This window comes from Leptolyngbya boryana PCC 6306 (genome assembly GCF_000353285.1).
Lineage (GTDB): Bacteria > Cyanobacteriota > Cyanobacteriia > Leptolyngbyales > Leptolyngbyaceae > Leptolyngbya > Leptolyngbya boryana.
The window spans coordinates 216,521-233,704 of the sequence record NZ_KB731324.1 but is presented as its reverse complement, the minus strand read 5'-3'; the positions used below and the strand labels follow the sequence as shown (position 1 = coordinate 233,704).

The window sequence follows — 17,184 nt, the reverse complement described above, 5'->3', positions numbered from 1 at the left end:
CAATGGAGAATACCATTATGTTAACGTGAGTCTCCAAAAGAGGCGCACCTCTGGGAAGGGCGAAAGAAACGAAACCGACCCAAGAGTTGAAGTAGTCTAGGGATTAAGGCAATTGCTTCACAGCCAAAACCGCTAGAACACTGGTGCAATTTCGCCCGTTGTGAGTCTGGTTCTGGAATCGTCGCGTGAAAGACACTGGTGAAAAGGAGCAACCCTTTATCCCGATTAGGAGAATCAAACGGTCGCTGATTCCGGGTGGAGGATTGCCCCCGATGTTTTTATAAGGTGCTCTCATGATACAGCGTTCTCAGCCTCGTGCTTCAGGTACGTCCGATGCGTCAGAAGCCTTCGAGGTGTTGCATCGTCATGCGTGTGAAATTGATATCGGGTCGGCAAGCCATTGGGTGAGTGTGCCGCCAGAGTGCGAAGCTCAATCGGTGCGAGAGTTTGGTTGCTACACCCCGGATCTGGTCGCGATGGCAGCGTGGCTGAAGCAGTGCCAGATTGAGACGGTGGCGATGGAATCGACAGGAGTATATTGGATTACGGTGTTTCAGACGCTGGAGTCTCACGGGTTTGAGGTGATTTTAGTCGATGCTCATTCCGTCAAGAGTGTTCCGGGGCGCAAAAGCGATGTGCTCGACTGTCAATGGCTGAGGCAGTTACACAGCTATGGCTTGTTATCCGGATCGTTTCGCCCGGATGACCAAATCTGTGTGTTGCGGAGCTACATTCGCCAACGCGATACGCTCATCGCCGATGCCGCTCGTCATCTGCAACGAATGCAGAAAGCCTTGACTCAGATGAATGTGCAGTTGCATCAGGTGTTGAGTGACTTGACTGGGTTGAGTGGGTTAAGAATCCTCAAAGCGATTGTGGCAGGCGAACGTGACCCCCACAAACTTGCAGCCCTCAAGCATGAACGAGTCCGCAAAAGCGAAGCGGAAATTGCCGCCGCGCTGAGTGGCGATTATCGCACCGAGCATCTGTTTGTCTTAGCTCAGGAGTTAACCTTGTATGAAAGCTATCAGCAGCAAATTGCTGCCTGCGATCTTGAGATTGAAGGCTATCTGAATCAGTTGCCGACGCAGGTTGCTCAAGCGCCCCTTGATCCGCCTACACCCGCACGAAAGCGTCCTCAGAATCAACCAAGTTTTGATTTGAAGCATCATCTGCACCGGATTAGTGGCGTAGACTTTACAGCTATTGATGGCATGGGAGTTCTGACCGTCCAGACGATTCTCTCAGAGATTGGGCTGGATGCCAGCCGTTTTCCTAGTGCCAAACAGTTTGCCACGTGGCTGGGATTGTCACCGGGAACGAATATTTCTGGCGGCAGGCGTAAAAGTGCTAAGACTCGCCCTGGCTCCAGTCGAGCCGCAAACGCTTTTCGCATCGCAGCAATGGCAGCGGGGAAGTCTGACTCGGCAATCGGAGCATTCTTCCGTCGCTTGAAGGCAAGGCTTGGCGCTCCCAAGGCGATTACTGCGACCGCTCACAAACTGGCTCGTGTCTTCTACTTCATGCGGAAAACTCACCAGAGTTATGAGGATGTGGGAGCCGCACAGTATGAGCAACAGTTTCAGCAACGCAAGCTGAAGCATCTGCGAAAACAAGCAGCAGCATTGGGATTTGACCTCACAGAACGCTCTCCCATTGATGCTCTAAGTGAGGTTGTTTCTTAGGAGTTCGGGTTAAGCCGGAAGCAGTAAATTGTGGTCAAGCGCGATCGACAGTTTCTTCGGTTGATGGCAATATGCAATCAATCCAGCAAGAACGTTGACAAAGCAGTTGACCGCAGAGCGATGGCGCGAATGCTCAATCTGGGAAATGTTCTTCAACTGGTCGATGATGCTTTCGACAATCGAGCGTTTTCTCAGCATCAAACGGTCATTGAGAGACATCAATCGTTGTTTCATGTTGCGTTTGAGCTTGGTCACGAGTTGAATGCCAGCCGTTTTGAGCAATTGTTTGGCGAGCTTTTGTGAGACATAACCTTTGTCGGCGAACACCTTGCCAAATAACTGGAAAACGGGCGTACGGTCATCGGTATTGCCCGGAGTCAGATCATATTCAACAATTCACCTCGGTCATTCACGACGAGGTGGAGTTTGAAGCCATAGTAACCGATCAATGACAAATTTCAATCCGGTATAGTGCCGTTCATCATCGGCAATCCCAGTGTGAAGAAACCGCTCTACGGTGCAACTAAAACCTGGAGTTCTCGCCAGATTGCCTGTAAAAGCTCACGCAGTTCTTGAACGGCAAACGGTGGCAGGAGATCTGTTGCTAACCAACAGTATGCCAGTCGCTCTGCGATGCCATACTCTCTCGCTTTCGACCACAAAGAAACTGCGCTGACGACCGTAATGCCGAGTGTTCGTGTTTTAGTCACATCTAATGCCTCAAGCGCACGGGCTTCACATTCCGCTGCAAGATAATAAAGTTCCAGCGCACACCCTTGGTGCAGCGAAGCTGTTCGCTGAGTTTCTCCCTCGCGATTGGCGACCTCAGCGAGACTGGCATACTGTTCACTTTGAGTATGATGTTCTAGCCAACTTATATGTTTTTACCTCACTGAACTAATCATAATCAAGTTTGCTCGAAATCCGACGACAGCGGCAATGGCTGGCAAATTGCTGCTTCCACGACGCGCTTGAGCCACTTCTTCTTGCAATCGTCGTCGAACTTCTGCGCTACTCAAATCTGTTCCAGAAACTTCTAACCGAAAGCAGTTCTCTAAGTCATCGAGTGCTGTGCCAATCGGCGCAATATAATAATCTGCGCCTGTTCGAGTTTCCGCTCGTCGAAGTGCCACCAAGTCTCGACTCAATTCAACTGCTGCCAAAGCGCAAGCATAAGCTCCATCGCGAGTAGCATCATCCTGATTCGCCCAAGCATTCTGAACATTCAGAACATATCCAGGATTCACAAAATCTCTAGCTATCAAATCGAAGATGTGGAAATTACAGCACATCTGATTTCAACCCGCCTCTATAAAAAATCGGAAGAAAATCTATCATCATTCCCGCTGCTTCATCTGATGTTGCACGATCGTTAAGTTAAGAAGAGGTTGAGGAACTGGTCTGATGACATGGCGAACTCAGTTAGGCGATCGCATACTTAAAGGTGTTGAGGCGAAATTGTATCTCACTTCCATGCAGTACGCGATCGAGAATCTTGAAGATACCCGCGACTTGGAAGAACCTGAAGTGTTGACTGGCGATCGTCTCTTCGATATTGCCGATTTTGAACAAAAAATTGTCTTGCTCCACCGATGTCTCGCCGCACTGCTTAGCCCAGAAATCGAGTCACCGATGTTGAGCAATGTGATTGAAGCTGCCGCCTATTTTCCATTTGCGTTTCTCAGAATGCGGCTCGAAGATGAGATTTATATCGAGAAGGACTCAATCCAGATGACAGTCTAAAGTATTTATACCGCAACTTGGTCTGGAAGGCATTTGAGAAATACCTTTTGCCAAATTGGCAAGCGGGACAGGAAGAGTTTGGGTTTGATGAAGAATTAGACACTTTCCACCCACACTCAGATAATTTGAGAATTTGGAACACGGTCGTAGATGAACTTGTCGACCGCATTTTTTGGGATCACGACTGGGCATTAACCTCAAGTCATCCAGAGGTGATGGATGGCATGGAGGAAGAATTGAGCCAAACGCTTGGACTCGATGACTATTTTACAAACCGACTACCGCGTGTGACTCCCGAACAGGTGGCAGCCGCGATCGCCGAAATCAAGAACTGGAAATTGAGTGACCCAACTGGCTGACTTGCTTGAGAAGTTGCAAAAATCCGATTAAGGAGAGCAAGACGAGTGGAGATCAAGGTGGAGATCAAATGGCTTGCAACGTAATCGAAGATAAGCTACGATCCTTCCCATCATCAAGTTTCGATACCCTCCGACCATTCGATTACGAATCGAATGGTCATGGGTTCAGATCCCATCATCGGCTTCCTAAGTAGATTGTTGAGCGACACATTATTTGACCGTGGCGACAATTATTTGTCAAAATGAAGATTGGACATTTAATGTGTCGTCTCAGTCCAGCACTTTATTCAGTTATTCAGCATTTCGCGATGTATTACGAATCGAATGCACCTTTCAACCCTCTCTGAAAGTTAGTTATTGAATAAGTTCAATAATTTCTGGAAGTCTTGGCGGAAACTCTGCAACCTACCCACATCTAAAATTTAAGAGGGCGATTGCGACGCAGACGAGCTAGTGATATTCAGTTGGATGCGGTTCTTCAACCCACCCATGTCTGGAGGGCGATTGCGACCACGAGCATGGATGCGACCGATTGCTGGAGCGGAACTTTCAACCCACCCATGTCTAGGAGGGCGATTGCGACTCCTCGTGCCTAGAATCCTTTTGTTTAACAGCTTCTAAACTCTACTTTGGCAAACCTCTTATCCAAGTTCGATAAAGTAGTTCCTTGAAGCGTTGTCTAAATAGCACAGATTCGTACAACTCAATCGGGAAGAGGATTCAGCAATTTGGCGAACCTCCTAGGGATTTTGTCCTCGCTTTGGTTTGCCCAAAAATTGGAGAGGGTTCCTCCTTGCTCGGAGGCGATTCGGTAGCCACCACAAGTGCATATCTGTACCACACTGTTGCCAGTGGTAGAGCGTTGCCTATCGTAATCGGGAGCGCACCTATGCTATACCTGAAGAACAGATATTCGTCAGATATGACTTCCCACCTACATACAACTTTAACTGTGAGATGGCGACTCGAAGGCAGACAGCTACCAGGGTCGGAAAGCACGATCGTTTGACAACGATCAAACTGACCCACATTGTTCACAGTTCAGCGACTCAAAGAGCTTGAACTGCGGCGCTGTTAGTTTACATATTAACTTGTCTAGGTTCGGACGTACTAAAAACTTGGGTTAAGTTTTGGTGAGAGCACGGGAGTGATAAAGCCTAAAAATCTCATCTTATAAGAGCTTTAGCGAATCGATAGTTGTGACAAATAATGTGTCGAAGTAGTCAATTAATTTGCCGCTCAACACAAGTCCAGCCGGAGTAAAAAAATATGAGGAGTTTCCCAAAAGATTGGGGTGAACTCAGAGGAAATTGACTAAAAATCCTGATTGGGAGAACCATCAGTCGAGGAATTAATCCACATATTCTCTTGAATTGACACGATCGTACTTATTCTTCTCAGTTATCACAACGAGAATTAACTTCAGAGACATCTCGTATGATGAGAGGAAAGACCTGTCCTAAAGCTTGAGTTCGCACGATGGCATCACCTTTTCCAGGGATGAATCCCTTTCTTGAAGATCCGGAGTTCTGGTCAGCGGTGCATAATCGCTTGATTGTTGCGATCGCGGATGACTTAGTGGATCACCTCAGCGAAAAGTATCGTGTCGAAATCGAGAAACGGACTTATTTCAGTGATGACGATGAAAGTTTGCTGGTCGGCATTCCTGATGTGGCAGTCGTGACAAGCAAAGTGGAGCCTATTTCCTCAACGGTTCAGTCTTCGCGATCTGTCTTGCCCGAAAAAGTGACCGTTCCCATTCTTGAAGAAGTGAATGAGCGGTATCTAGAGATTCGTGAGGTAGCAACGGGAACCGTCGTCACAGTTTTGGAGATTCTATCTCCAAAAAACAAGCGGACTGGAGAAGGAAGAATTGCCTATGAACGCAAACGAAATCAGGTGTTGGCGAGTGCGACGAATCTCGTTGAGATTGATTTACTCCGAGGAGGCAAAGCGTTTCCGATCGCGAGTCAACATCTTGGAGACTATCGAATTCTGATCTGTCGAGGTCATGAGCGTCCAAGAGGTGATTTGTACGCTTTCGGATTGCGTCAACCGATTCCAATCATTCCGATTCCGATCGTGCCAGGTGAAGCGGAGCCAATGCTCGACCTACAAGCTTTACTGCATCGGGTGTATGACAAGGGACGATATCAGCTAGCTATCGACTATACTCGTCAACTTCAGCCCAAACTGTCTGAATCAGACTGTCAGTGGGTAGAGACATTACTAAGATGTGCTAATGTGCTTACAATCGCATGACCTCTGTATGGACAAGTGAGCCAAGAACAGTGCCATAGGGGCAATTCGTTGTTTTACGAATATCAGCGAATCGGCACGATTGGTGTCAGATTGGCAATCTACTGCAACTGAATTTGGTAAACTTTTACTTCTTAAGGTCAGTTGTTTAGTCTTTCGGGTTCGCATCATGAAGCTGTACGATCGCTTGATTCAAACCCAGCGTCAACGCATTAGTGATGGTGAGATCGTGCCCATTTTAGACGGCTGTAACGCGCCTCGGCAACTGGTTTTGATTTGGTCGCAGTTGGGCGATTTCGATAACCTCGAATATGCTTGGTGGTTGAAGCGAGAGGCGGAAGTGCTGCGATCGACAGAAGTTGCAGTTCGAGCAGTGGGCATTGGAGATCGTGCTTCCGGCGAGAAATTCTGCGAATACACAGGTTTTCCTCCCGATTGTCTGTTTGTAGACCCTACTGCTGAACTCCACCAACAGCTTGAATTGTATTCGGGACTCTCGCTCAAGTTGCCATTGCTTTCGACAGAACAGAATGCCTGGTTCAATCTCCTGCTTATGTGTGCAGGCATTGGGAGTCCTGGAACTTTAACAGAAGTATTTCGGGGATATCGCGGAGATCGTACTGCACCACAGTTGATTGGCGATGATGAGACTGTAAAAGCTGCACCACTTCCGCCACTCAAAGGTTCTACTTTCCGGTGGGCAGGGGGTAGCGGTTTTCAACGTCCGTTTGAACTAGCAACCTTGCGACTTCGTAATATGACGGAAGTGCTGAGTCATTGGAAGACCTATGTGCCAAATTCTGCTTATCTGACTCAACGCGGGGCAACGTTCTTGTTTAATGCTCAAGGTGAGTTGTTGTATGAGCACCGCGATCGCGCAATTCTGGGTTTTGCGGCTCAGATGAATCAACCGCTCACTTTTTTGGAGGAACTCAGTGAGTAAAGAAGAGGCACGTGCCAGGGTAGAAGCTGTATTTAATGCTGCATCAGATTACTTTGATGCGCCAGCGTTGTCGTTTTGGAATCGTTTTGGACAACAGACGATCGATCATCTTGCATTGTGTCCAGGTGATCGTGTTTTGGATGTGTGTTGCGGGTCTGGTGCTTCTGCGATTCCTGCGGCAGTTCGTGTGGGTTCGACAGGGCAAGTTTTGGGCATTGATCTAGCAGAATCGCTCTTGCAATTAGCGCGTGACAAAGCCCAACAGCAAGGATTGGAAAATATCAAATTTCAGGCTGGAGATTTTGAGACGTTGGGATTCCCGGATGAAAGTTTTGATGCGATCGTGTGTGTATTCGGAATTTTCTTTGTTCCAGACATGCAAGCGGCTGTTCGAGAGCTTTGGCGGATGCTGCGTCCAGGTGGGAAACTTGCGATTACTTCTTGGGGAGAGCGAGTGTTTGAGCCTGCGAATCGAGTGTTTTGGGATGCGATTGCAGTGGAACGCCCGGAATTAGTCAAGTCCTTCACGCCGTGGGATCGAATTCGTTGCCCTGATTTGCTCAGAGGTCTACTAGAAGAAAGTGGTGTAACTCAGATTGAGGTGTTCACTGAAATGGGAACCCACGATTTAACAACACCCGAAGATTGGTGGACGATGTGTTTGGGTGGGGGCTACCGAGGGACGATCGATCAACTCGATTCAGCCGCTAAGGAACGAGTGCGACAAGCCAATCTACAATTTCTGCGAACTTATCAGGTTCACGCATTAGAAGTTGATGTTTTGTATGCGATCGCGCAGAAATCAGAAGTTTAATTGATTCGACTCATTTCGGAACTGGTTCATTTCCATTGATTGCATACATCACGCATTGCATCGACCATGCCTCGGACGGCTTCTTTTCCGCCGAGATGTACGATCGCTGGGTATAGTGTGGCGAGGTCTTGCATGAGGTCAGCGCGGGTTCGATGGGCGAGGAGATAGAGATGAGATTGCCAGTTGCTGAGTGAGAGGATGGCAAGGGGAAGACGGGGAAGATAGATACTAAGAAGTTCAGCACAGGAAGGCTTGTGAGCAATGCTATAGATAATAGTGTAAGTTTGGGGCAGGAATGATTCAGGTAGTTGTTGAGCTAACTCAGTCAATATCTTCACTTGATCGGATTCATCTTCCATCAACTGTATGAGCAAAAGTATCTCTAAAAAGTATGTAGAGTCGATCTGGGCGAGATTCATCAATGCGAGTATCTGCTTATACAAACTCCAAACATCTGAGCAAAACGATGCCATCAGCGGATTTTGCGCTAGTAGATCTGGTTCAGAGGTTTCCTGAATCATCCGCAACGCTGACAAAGCTTCTGAAAAGTAAGAAGAGTCAATTTTCGCTAACTCGATCAATAGCTTTGTTCGACTAGATTTATCCTGAATTGACCGTGCAACTGACAAAGCTTCTGAAAAGTAAGAAGAGTCAATTTTGGCTAATGTAACCAATACTGCTGCCCATTCAGGCGTATTTGTAACGAGTAATTTCTCTACTTGACTGGATTCATTTTGAATCGACTGCAAGAATGACAACAGGTGAGCACGGAACGCTGAATTAATTTTAGCTAAATGAAACCACATCCCCGGACGACTGTACTCATACTGGATTAACTCTATTGATTCTACGGCTGCCAATAATTTAGGAGAATCTACAGCCTCATTTTCTGCTGACGCAATTAACACCCTTGCCCGACTAATCTCGTCCTGAAACGACCCTGTGACTGCCAGCAACTGAGCAAAATTCACAGCGTCATTTGTCGCTAACTTTATTAGTACTCTTGCTCGATCAGATTCATCGTGAATCAACTCTGCGGCTGACAATGCTTCTGAAGAATACGTAGAGTCGATTTGTGCCAAATCACAAAGCATCGCAGCACGTCTGTAATCATCCTGAATTAAGCGTGCAGCATTTAATGCCTCTAAAAAGTACGCACTATTATTTTTTACTAATTCTAAAAAAAACTCTGCCTTTCTCTCAACATTACGAATAGTCCTAGCAACATTCAATAAGCTTGGAAGCAACTCATTAATATCATTCTTCGCAACTTCCAAAAGAATTTGAACTTGATTAGACCTCCTGCACGAATCCTGAGCAGTGATTTGAACGTTTGAAAAGAGGGTTAGAAGCTGCTTAGGAGACCGATGCCATGTATGATCGCATTCAACATCTGCCGCCGAACTTATTCAAACGCAAGTGAGGAGTCAAGCGCGAAACCTTCGAGAAAATGGTCGAAGTCCTCAAACCAAAGCTCATGCGCAAGGGGAAACGTGGCGGACAAGGCAAGTTTGGTGTCGAAGATCAACTGCTCATTGCGATGGCATATTGGCGAGAATATCGCACCATCTTACTCAATTCCCTACGGAGGGAAACCCTCCTACAGGATTGAGCGCCAGTTCCACATCGGGCAAAGTTGGGGAATTCATGAAACGACGGTTGGACGCATTGTCCGCAAGATTGAAAACATCTTGATTCAGTCGGGTGAGTTCTGCTTGCCAGGTAAAAAAGCGCTGCACTCAGCCCAGACCGAATGGAACATCCTCGTCGTCGATGTGAGTGAGAGTCCAATTGAACGCCCAAAAAAAAACAACGACCTTACTACAGTGGCAAGCAGAAATGGCACACGCTAAAAGCTCAAGTGGTTGTGGACTAAGAGTTGCGGCAAAGAGGTTGGAATTCATCCGAGTGATCGCTTAGCTGCAATTGTGCAGGGAGTTAACCCAGAGGGAGCTGAGTTACTATAGCCCTACCAAGCTACATTAGGACTTGTAGTTAGGGGTAGAAAGCGTGATTGAGACCTGCCGATGCCTGCTCCTTACAGTGAAGACTTGCGCCGCAAAGCCGTTGCTGCGGTCAAGCGCGGAGAACAGAAAACCGATGTCAGTAAGATGTTCCATATCAGTCGCAATACGCTCGACCTCTGGATCAAACGCGAACAGGAGACCGGAGACTGCCAAGCTATTACGAACTTCCAGCAAGGCTGTCGGCATAAAATCACGGATTGGGAACGCTTTGAAGCCTTTGTTGTCCAGCATAACGGCAAGACACAAGCAGAAATGGCAAAGTTATGGGGCGACGGGGTGACGCAGCAAAATATGAGTGCAGCGATCAAAAAGCTGGGCATGAGTCGAAAAAAAAGACGTACGTCTATCGCGAACGGGATGAACTCAAGCGGGTTGAGTTCGAGGAACGATTAAAGACCAAAATGGATGCTGAACTTGTTTACGTTGATGAAGCAGGCATCGACAATCGGGACGAGTATCCCTATGGCTACAGCAAGCTTGGGCAACGCTGTGATGCCCTCAAGTCCGGTAAGCGCACTGAGCGCGTCAGTTGGATTGCCGCGCTCAAGCAAGGCAAGTTATTTGCGCCAATGACGTTTTCTGGCTCATGCAACCGAGACTTGTTTGAGGTGTGGCTAGAGACCTGTCTACTACCAAAACTGCAACCGGGCAGTGTGATTATCATTGACAATGCCAGTTTCCATCGCTCCCAAGCCATGGATGAAATTGTGGCGCAAGCTGAGTGTGAACTCTGGTATCTACCGCCCTATTCACCAGACTTGAACAAAATCGAGCGATGGTGGTTTGTGCTGAAGAATTGGATGCGGCAACGCTGGGATGAATTTGAGACCTTTCGCGACTGTGTCGATGCCGCTTTTAGAGATAGTCCTAACGTACTTAGGTCGGGCTATACTGTCCAACCTCAGCGGAACTTGCGGGGAGACATCCCAGGATCTTAATCTACACACCAGACTGATTCGTCTTCGCCGCGAACAGATTCTCTGGGATGTTTGAACTGTATTCCACTTCTCTCTCAACATACAAGCCGATAATTCCATTCGCCCGGGCAAAACAATGATTCACCTGAGTATGCCGTAATGATTCGGGACGCAATGCAACGATTTGCCTAGGCAACATGCAACACAACGATTGACACACATCCGATCTCAAATCAATGTTTATTTTGATCGCTAAACATTCCCCCGCTTCCACTCACTAAAGCCTTTTCCTAAAATCACAAACAGTACTAGAGTTCCTTGAATCACTCCCGCAAGAGACGATTCTAAATTCAAATCGAGCGGCAACTGCAAGCTGCCAATGTTCAGCGCACTGAAAAAGAACGCGATCGGCAAAAGTAACCAAGCATTCATTCCCGCCAACATTGCGACTAATAACGCTAAATATCCCAATCCGCTTGAAATGTTGGGAATCAAGCGATGAAAGACAGCCACAACTTGCAACGCTCCCGCAACGCCTGCAAACGCACCACAGATTGCAAATGAACTGAGTAATTGTCGAATCGATGGAATGCCGAGAACATAAGCTGCTCTGAGATTTTGCCCAACGGCTCGAAGCTTTAAACCGAAATGTGTACCGCTAAGAACAACGATCGTTAATGCGATCGCAATCAGCGCAATCAAAACCGAAATTGGGCTTGCATCTGTATTACCAAACGTCGGCAACCACAGCGATTCTGGAAATTGTTCTGTGCCGCTCATCGATGCAACACCCGGACGTTTCCAAGGTCCAAACACCAAATACAAAGCAATCCCATCGGCAAGAAAGTTCAAGCCTAAGCCTGCAAAAATTTCATTGATGCGTCCATAGATATTGAGAACGCCTGCGAGTAATCCCCACAACATTCCACCCATTCCGCCAGCCACAATCGCAAGAAAAAGTGTCAGAGCAGGAGGCAAAGAATCTTGCCCTAATCGCAGTATCAAGGTTGCAGCAATCCCACCGAAAGCAATCTGTCCTTCAATGCCTAAGTTGTATAAGCCAGTTGTGAAAGTGAATAGTAATCCACAAGAAGCGATGAGCAATGGACAAAGTGTAGAAATTACACGGGCGAACTGTCCAGGCGTACCAAATGCCCCGGATGCAATTTCAGAAATGACCGCGATCGGGGAAGCCCCTGCTAACACGATAATGATTGCAACAAAGATCAAAGCAAGCGCGATCGCGCCAACTTGATAAGAAAGTGTTTTACTCAAAGCGTCCCCCAATCATCTGTCCAAGCTTTTCGACTGTGAGTTCTGATGCTGCAATCGGCTCTGAAACTTCTCCACCACTGAAGACTAAAACGCGATCGCTATACTGCATGATTTCATCCAAATCTGAAGACATAAATAAAATCGTGGTGCCAGTTTGACATCGAGCAATTAACTGCTGCCAAACCCACAAGGTTGATTCAATATCTAATCCGCGCGTCGGATGCTCCATTAACAATAAATTTAATGGAACGGGTAACAATGCAAGCTGTGTCCGTTGTTGATTTCCCCCAGACAATCTTTCAACATGAGAATGGGGCTTGCCTCGAATGTTGAACATTGCGATCGCTTCGAGTGCTGTCTGATGCGTTGCTTTCCAATCAATGAATGGCGACTGATTCGGCTGACGTAAAATCACATGCTCATGGATCGATAAGCCTCGAATTAAGCCATCTTTCAGCCGATCCGCAGGCGAATAGCCAATTCCATGTTTGAGATACGCTGGATACGGTTTTTGAGTCATATCAAGCGCATCAATCTCGATCCTGCCTGCTGAAGCTCGCATTAATCCAGCACAGAGTAAAAGTAGTAATTGCTGTCCGCTGCCTTCGAGTCCTGCAAGCCCGATCACTTCACCTTTATAGGCGGTCAAAGTATCGACTTTCAAAGTTAAGCGATCGTCTTTGACCACAATGCCGTCGAGTTCCAACATTGGTTCAGATTGCTGAGTCCTCGGCTTGATGGGTAAAGCAAGTTCTTTCCCAAAGATCAGATCAATCAGCACTGAATCTGGACAAGGAATTTCGGCATGACCGACGACCTGCCCTGCCCGCATTACAGTAACGCGATCGCATAACTCCTCTACATCCTCAAGCTTGTGCGACACGAAGATCACAGATTTTCCTTCAGCCGCTAATCGTCGTGCTGCTTCAAACAATGCCGTCTTTTGAGACGCAGAAATTCCGGTCGTCGGTTCATCGAGAATTAGGGTCTTCACACCGAGAGACAACAATCGAATGATTTCCAACTGTTGGCGTTCTCCAACGGTTAGATCAGCAACACGAACATCCGGATTGAGTGAGAAATTAAAGGTTTCGCTCAGACGGAGAAATTCTTGTCGAGCGCGATCGAGATTCACGAACTTCAACCCCGAAAATAATCCTTTTGCCAGCACTTCGCCTCGACCGACCACAAAGTTATCCAGCACCGAAAGGGGTGGAAAGTCGAGCGGATCTTGATGCAGCATCCCAACGCCAGAGCGAATCGCATCAGCAGGCGTTTTAATGTTAGCTGCTTCACCATCGAAAAGGACTGAGCCGGAATCGCGCGAGATGAAACCACTGAGAACTTTGACGATCGTGCTTTTTCCCGCACCATTCTCTCCGAGCAAGCCATGAATACTTCCTGCTTGAACAGTCATCGAAACCTGATCATTTGCCAGGACTTGCCCAAAGCGCTTTGTAATCTGTTGGAGTTCGATTTGCATAGTTCAACCCACTCTGTAACGCGAGAACTCCAAGTTTCTAAAAAACTCGGAGTTCTGAAGAATTTAGCTATTTACTGGGTCCATCCATTCCAGCCAACAACTGCGGCATATACCAAATTTGTTGTTCTGTTGCAGTCTCTCCGGCTTTGACAAAGTCTGTTCCGTCTTGGAACTTGATCGGTCCTTTGTAGAGATTAATGCTGCCACTGCTCATTCCTTTGACAAACTCATCCAGGAATTTTTGATTCTCACCTAACGCCTGACCTGGATTAAACCCAATCATTCCAGCAGTGGGATTGGTGAGGTTTTGCCAGTCAGGACCAGACCAGACAAATTCGCTCGTGTACTTGCCATCTTTTGCTTTCTGCAAAGCATCTGCATAAGGAATTGACCAATTGTAAAACGGCACACCCAAACAAATGCTAGGAGCTAGCGAACAGCCCGTTGGTAAGTCATAGTGCACGTATTTTACTTTCTTCCCAGCTTCTGCTGCTTTTTTTCCTTGTACTGCTGCTTCTGGCGTATCAATGCCACTCATCACAACATCAAAGCCCCCATTGTAGTAGTCATCAGCAACCTTGGTCGGATCAAGCGTTTTACCTGGAATATTGAACCAGAATCCAATCCAAGTCACTTTGAACGTCAACTCTGATGCCGGACGCTTTCGATAGGTCTCCCAGCAGTATTTTGCGCCGAGAAAAGCAGCAGAACTATATCGCCGAGTTTCATCATTGATCAAGGGACCTAAATACCCAATTTTTCCCGTTTCAGTTCCCAAGGCGGCAGTACATCCGGCAATCATCTTCCCGTACTCCATCCGTCCCATGATATTGCCGAGATTGGCTTGGTTTTTGAAATTCTTGCCGTCTTTCCAAGCATAATCCCCAGAGGCATGAATCACAGTCACATTGGTATGTTTCTTGGCAGTCTCCAAGGCATCATCTTTAAAGTCATCCGAGTTAAAGATAATGAATTTTGCGCCTTTGGCAATCAAGTCATCTGCGACTTGAGAACCTTTAACGTTGGGACGATCGCCAGGGTTCACCTTGTCTACGTACTCTAATTTTGTACCCGCAACTTTTTGAATTGCACTTTGAATGCCCTCAAAGTGTACCTGGTTCCAGCCTGCATCGTTTTTTGGACCCACTAAAACCATGCCAACGACGTAATCTCCACTGCCAGCAGCAGGGGAGGAAGCAGAGTTAGGAGTGCTCCCACCTCCGCAGGCTCCCACGATCGAGCCAAGAACAACGGTCAGTCCGATCTGACCGAGAAATTTCGATACCTTCGATATCTTTGTCATATTTTGCAGAACGCCAAGTAGGTGAGGTGTGGGAGCGAATTCAAGATCGAATTATCACGAATCCAGAACGCAGCAAAATGTATTGCAAGCCACATCAAACTATCAAGAATTGTTAGAATTCGTAGAAAATTCTGATTTTTTTAATTCCTCGATTGCGTGCTGACATCTCGAAGGGGAATCAACAGAAAATCTCAGCAGGACTTCTCCGCTCAGAAATCTTCTAATAGCCATTCTGAAGCGCGATCGCCCAAATCGATTGGAATACTGACTGCCTTGCCCTGTCTTGGACGTTCACGAGTTTTTGCAATATAAGACTGCACCTGTTCGATCGCGCCCCATCCTGCCAAATACGTCGCCACCTGATCCAAATGCTCCAAATATTCCGCCTCAGACAGCGGGAACGACAACTGCTCCAAATATTTCCACATAATCTGAACAAAGAACTTCCCTTGGGTACGGCGCACCTGGATATCGTAGGAGCGCCCCCACTTCTGGAGCAGAATTTGTTGAAGATCTCGTCCTGTCATCATGGCGATCGCAAAATTTGTAACATTTCGTAAATCAATTCCACAGTCTCGTATCGATAATCTGAATGTCAAGAAATGTATAATAAATCTTAGAAAAGCTACAGACAGCCGACTCTAAGGGATTTCTGGACATCCGATTGGACAAACTTGAAGTGCCCTAGATCGTCATTCGCTCGTCATTGTGTAGCCCTCTCCATGTAAATTGATTTAAACACAGAGCTTTCAAATCAGTTCTGCGCGAAATCTTTTGTCATCCATCTCATTTCCGCAATCCCTAGAGAAGAAGTCATGGCTCAATTATCCGAATCTTCTGATGTCCCAAGCATGGGTCGTCGCCAATTTATGAACGCCTTGATGTTTGGCTCTGAAGCGTTGGTCGCGCTCGGTGCTTTATATCCAGTCGTGAAATACTTTATTCCGCCGTCGGCTGGTGGCGCTTCGGGAGGTGTCACGGCAAAAGACGCGCTTGGCAACGATATTCTTGTCAGCGAATATACAAAATCCCATCCCGCCGGCGATCGTTCTCTCGCTCAAGGCTTGAAAGGTGATCCGACTTACGTTGTGGTCACAAATGATGGCATTGAGAGCTATGGCATTAACGCGGTGTGTACTCACCTCGGTTGTGTCGTGCCTTGGAACGCAAATGAAAACAAATTTATGTGTCCGTGCCACGGTTCGCAGTATGACAGCACTGGCAAGGTCGTTCGTGGCCCCGCTCCTCTGTCTTTGGCATTGGTTCATGCCAGCGTTGAGAACGACAAGATCTCCTTTACGCCTTGGACTGAAACCGATTTCCGTACAGGCGACGATCCTTGGTGGGCTTAAGCCGCTGACTTTGAACCATTGCACAACATAGTGAACAGAGATGAGAAGTAGTTTTCTAAGAAAAGCGATCGTGACGATCGCGGCGATCGCAACGTTACTCGCAGGCAGCTTTGCTTTGCCTCAAGCGGCTTCTGCATACCCGATTTTTGCTCAAAGCCAATACGAAAATCCCCGTGAGGCTACGGGTCGGATTGTCTGTGCAAACTGCCATTTAGGTGCAAAGCCGACCGAAGTAGAAGTTCCTCAGTCCGTTTTGCCGGATACCGTGTTTGAAGCAGTGGTGAAAATCCCTTACGACACCAGCGTGCAGCAAGTGCAAGGCGATGGCTCGAAAGGTCCGTTGAATGTCGGTGCAGTCTTGATGTTGCCAGACGGATTCAAGCTTGCTCCAGAAGATCGGATGACTGACGAGCAGAAAGAAAAGGCTGCGGAACTCTACATCCAGCCTTACAGTGATGCTCATCCGAACTGGTTAGTCGTTGGTCCTGTTCCGGGTGAGCAGTATCAAGAAATCGAGTTTCCGATTCTTTCACCTGATCCGAAGACTGATAAGTCTTTGCGCTTTGGTAAGTATCCGGTGCATGTCGGCGGAAACCGCGGTCGTGGACAGGTTTATCCGACTGGACAAAAGAGCAATAACGCGGTCTATAACGCTTCTGCGGCAGGTCAGATTTCTGCGATCGCGAAAACCGAAGAAGGCGGCTATACCGTTACGATTACGGGCGAAAATGGCGCAACTGCAACTGATGAGATTCCAGCAGGACCCGAGTTGATCGTGGCTCAAGGTGACACGGTGAAAGCAGGTGATCCGTTGACCAGCAACCCGAACGTCGGTGGATTTGGTCAAGTCGATAAGGAGATCGTGTTACAGAACCCAGACCGGATTAAAGGTCTGCTCGCTTTCTTTGCGATCGTTTCCTTGACTCAAATCATGTTGGTTCTGAAGAAGAAACAGGTCGAGCGCGTTCAAGCCGCTGAAATGAATTTCTAATTCTAGAATTCAACCGAATTGAATGGAGCAAGC

Annotated in this window: 19 protein-coding genes and 1 pseudogene; 11 read left to right on the top strand and 9 right to left on the bottom strand. The window is 47.4% G+C overall.

The genetic code is table 11. The annotated features are described in order from the left end of the window. Positions 1–293: 293 nt before the first annotated feature. Complete coding sequence (locus tag LEPBO_RS0101135; RefSeq protein ID WP_017285688.1) at positions 294–1,685, top strand: IS110 family RNA-guided transposase; 1,392 nt, start codon at positions 294–296, stop codon at positions 1,683–1,685. Positions 1,686–1,694: 9 nt separating this feature from the next. Here LEPBO_RS0101135 and LEPBO_RS40745 read toward each other — a convergent pair. Together LEPBO_RS40745 and LEPBO_RS0101125 are read right to left on the bottom strand one after the other, a co-directional pair. Then, a pseudogene (locus LEPBO_RS40745) lies at positions 1,695–2,125 on the bottom strand (IS982 family transposase); the annotation flags it as partial. A gap of 72 nt (positions 2,126–2,197) precedes the next feature. After that, complete coding sequence (locus tag LEPBO_RS0101125; protein ID WP_017285686.1) at positions 2,198–2,395, bottom strand: hypothetical protein; 198 nt, start codon at positions 2,393–2,395, stop codon at positions 2,198–2,200. A 5-nt stretch (positions 2,396–2,400) separates the two neighbouring features. On the opposite strand from LEPBO_RS0101125, the gene LEPBO_RS0101120 reads away from it, so the two are divergent. Beyond that, entirely contained in the window at positions 2,401–2,586 is a 186-nt protein-coding gene (locus tag LEPBO_RS0101120) for a hypothetical protein (RefSeq protein WP_017285685.1), read from the top strand. Here the strand turns inward: LEPBO_RS0101120 and LEPBO_RS35740 are convergent. Continuing rightward, the gene (locus LEPBO_RS35740; protein WP_017285684.1) at positions 2,570–2,932 is read right to left on the bottom strand and encodes a hypothetical protein; all 363 of its coding nucleotides are present in this window, start codon (positions 2,930–2,932) and stop codon (positions 2,570–2,572) included. The genes LEPBO_RS0101120 and LEPBO_RS35740 overlap by 17 nt on opposite strands. 157 nt (positions 2,933–3,089) lie before the next feature. Between LEPBO_RS35740 and LEPBO_RS0101110 the strand changes: the two genes are divergently transcribed. From LEPBO_RS0101110 to LEPBO_RS0101090, 5 genes are all read left to right on the top strand, one after another. Then, positions 3,090–3,428 (top strand): hypothetical protein, encoded by a 339-nt coding sequence (locus tag LEPBO_RS0101110; protein WP_017285683.1) that lies wholly within the window; start codon positions 3,090–3,092, stop codon positions 3,426–3,428. Between the two features lie 47 nt (positions 3,429–3,475). Continuing rightward, positions 3,476–3,787: a hypothetical protein gene (locus LEPBO_RS0101105; protein ID WP_026148332.1), complete on the top strand. Its 312-nt coding sequence runs from the start codon at positions 3,476–3,478 to the stop codon at positions 3,785–3,787. A 1,479-nt stretch (positions 3,788–5,266) separates the two neighbouring features. Beyond that, positions 5,267–6,049: a DUF4058 family protein gene (locus LEPBO_RS0101100; protein WP_017285681.1), complete on the top strand. Its 783-nt coding sequence runs from the start codon at positions 5,267–5,269 to the stop codon at positions 6,047–6,049. Between the two features lie 82 nt (positions 6,050–6,131). Continuing rightward, on the top strand, positions 6,132–6,989 hold the full coding sequence (locus LEPBO_RS0101095) for a peroxiredoxin-like family protein (RefSeq protein WP_017285680.1): 858 nt from the start codon (positions 6,132–6,134) through the stop codon (positions 6,987–6,989). Beyond that, complete coding sequence (locus LEPBO_RS0101090) at positions 6,982–7,803, top strand: class I SAM-dependent methyltransferase (RefSeq protein WP_017285679.1); 822 nt, start codon at positions 6,982–6,984, stop codon at positions 7,801–7,803. The genes LEPBO_RS0101095 and LEPBO_RS0101090 overlap by 8 nt, the downstream gene beginning before the upstream one ends. A gap of 26 nt (positions 7,804–7,829) precedes the next feature. Here LEPBO_RS0101090 and LEPBO_RS0101085 read toward each other — a convergent pair whose 3' ends face one another. Beyond that, complete coding sequence (locus LEPBO_RS0101085) at positions 7,830–9,080, bottom strand: hypothetical protein (protein WP_017285678.1); 1,251 nt, start codon at positions 9,078–9,080, stop codon at positions 7,830–7,832. A gap of 216 nt (positions 9,081–9,296) precedes the next feature. Between LEPBO_RS0101085 and LEPBO_RS42125 the strand changes: the two genes are divergently transcribed. Beyond that, a complete protein-coding gene (locus LEPBO_RS42125; RefSeq protein ID WP_192820014.1) occupies positions 9,297–9,656 on the top strand; it encodes a transposase family protein in 360 nt (119 codons plus the stop codon). Between the two features lie 174 nt (positions 9,657–9,830). After that, a protein-coding gene (locus LEPBO_RS41600; RefSeq protein WP_225885720.1) for an IS630 family transposase occupies positions 9,831–10,768 on the top strand; the annotation gives its coding sequence in 2 pieces (ribosomal slippage) (positions 9,831–10,157 and positions 10,160–10,768; 936 coding nt in all). 1 nt (position 10,769) lies between these two features. Here the strand turns inward: LEPBO_RS41600 and LEPBO_RS42745 are convergent. The 5 genes from LEPBO_RS42745 to LEPBO_RS0101045 form a co-directional block, all read right to left on the bottom strand. Beyond that, positions 10,770–10,946 (bottom strand): hypothetical protein, encoded by a 177-nt coding sequence (locus LEPBO_RS42745; protein ID WP_017285674.1) that lies wholly within the window; start codon positions 10,944–10,946, stop codon positions 10,770–10,772. A 53-nt stretch (positions 10,947–10,999) separates the two neighbouring features. Beyond that, the gene (locus tag LEPBO_RS0101060; RefSeq protein WP_017285673.1) at positions 11,000–12,022 is read right to left on the bottom strand and encodes an ABC transporter permease; all 1,023 of its coding nucleotides are present in this window, start codon (positions 12,020–12,022) and stop codon (positions 11,000–11,002) included. Further along, positions 12,015–13,505, bottom strand: coding sequence for an ABC transporter ATP-binding protein (locus LEPBO_RS0101055; protein WP_017285672.1), 1,491 nt, complete (start codon positions 13,503–13,505; stop codon positions 12,015–12,017). The genes LEPBO_RS0101060 and LEPBO_RS0101055 overlap by 8 nt, the downstream gene beginning before the upstream one ends. 67 nt (positions 13,506–13,572) lie before the next feature. After that, the gene (locus tag LEPBO_RS0101050; protein WP_017285671.1) at positions 13,573–14,808 is read right to left on the bottom strand and encodes a BMP family lipoprotein; all 1,236 of its coding nucleotides are present in this window, start codon (positions 14,806–14,808) and stop codon (positions 13,573–13,575) included. Between the two features lie 209 nt (positions 14,809–15,017). Next, on the bottom strand, positions 15,018–15,407 hold the full coding sequence (locus LEPBO_RS0101045; protein ID WP_317135177.1) for a DUF3067 family protein: 390 nt from the start codon (positions 15,405–15,407) through the stop codon (positions 15,018–15,020). 216 nt (positions 15,408–15,623) lie between these two features. Here LEPBO_RS0101045 and petC point away from each other — a divergent pair, with 216 nt between their 5' ends. Continuing rightward, the gene (petC, locus tag LEPBO_RS0101040; protein ID WP_017285669.1) at positions 15,624–16,160 is read left to right on the top strand and encodes a cytochrome b6-f complex iron-sulfur subunit; all 537 of its coding nucleotides are present in this window, start codon (positions 15,624–15,626) and stop codon (positions 16,158–16,160) included. 40 nt (positions 16,161–16,200) lie between these two features. Further along, a complete protein-coding gene (gene petA / locus LEPBO_RS0101035) occupies positions 16,201–17,151 on the top strand; it encodes a cytochrome f (protein ID WP_017285668.1) in 951 nt (316 codons plus the stop codon). Positions 17,152–17,184: the final 33 nt, after the last annotated feature.

What these genes read in the sequence shown, in the direction of transcription:
- LEPBO_RS0101135 (WP_017285688.1), top strand. Translation starts at nt 294, where the DNA reads ATGATACAGCGTTCTCAGCCTCGTGCTTCAGGTACGTCCGATGCGTCA.
- LEPBO_RS0101120 (WP_017285685.1), top strand. Translation starts at nt 2,401, where the DNA reads ATGCCTCAAGCGCACGGGCTTCACATTCCGCTGCAAGATAATAAAGTT.
- LEPBO_RS0101110 (WP_017285683.1), top strand. Translation starts at nt 3,090, where the DNA reads ATGACATGGCGAACTCAGTTAGGCGATCGCATACTTAAAGGTGTTGAG.
- LEPBO_RS0101100 (WP_017285681.1), top strand. Translation starts at nt 5,267, where the DNA reads ATGGCATCACCTTTTCCAGGGATGAATCCCTTTCTTGAAGATCCGGAG.
- LEPBO_RS42745 (WP_017285674.1), bottom strand. Translation starts at nt 10,946, where the DNA reads ATGTTGCCTAGGCAAATCGTTGCATTGCGTCCCGAATCATTACGGCAT.
- LEPBO_RS0101055 (WP_017285672.1), bottom strand. Translation starts at nt 13,505, where the DNA reads ATGCAAATCGAACTCCAACAGATTACAAAGCGCTTTGGGCAAGTCCTG.
- LEPBO_RS0101050 (WP_017285671.1), bottom strand. Translation starts at nt 14,808, where the DNA reads ATGACAAAGATATCGAAGGTATCGAAATTTCTCGGTCAGATCGGACTG.
- petC (WP_017285669.1), top strand. Translation starts at nt 15,624, where the DNA reads ATGGCTCAATTATCCGAATCTTCTGATGTCCCAAGCATGGGTCGTCGC.
- petA (WP_017285668.1), top strand. Translation starts at nt 16,201, where the DNA reads ATGAGAAGTAGTTTTCTAAGAAAAGCGATCGTGACGATCGCGGCGATC.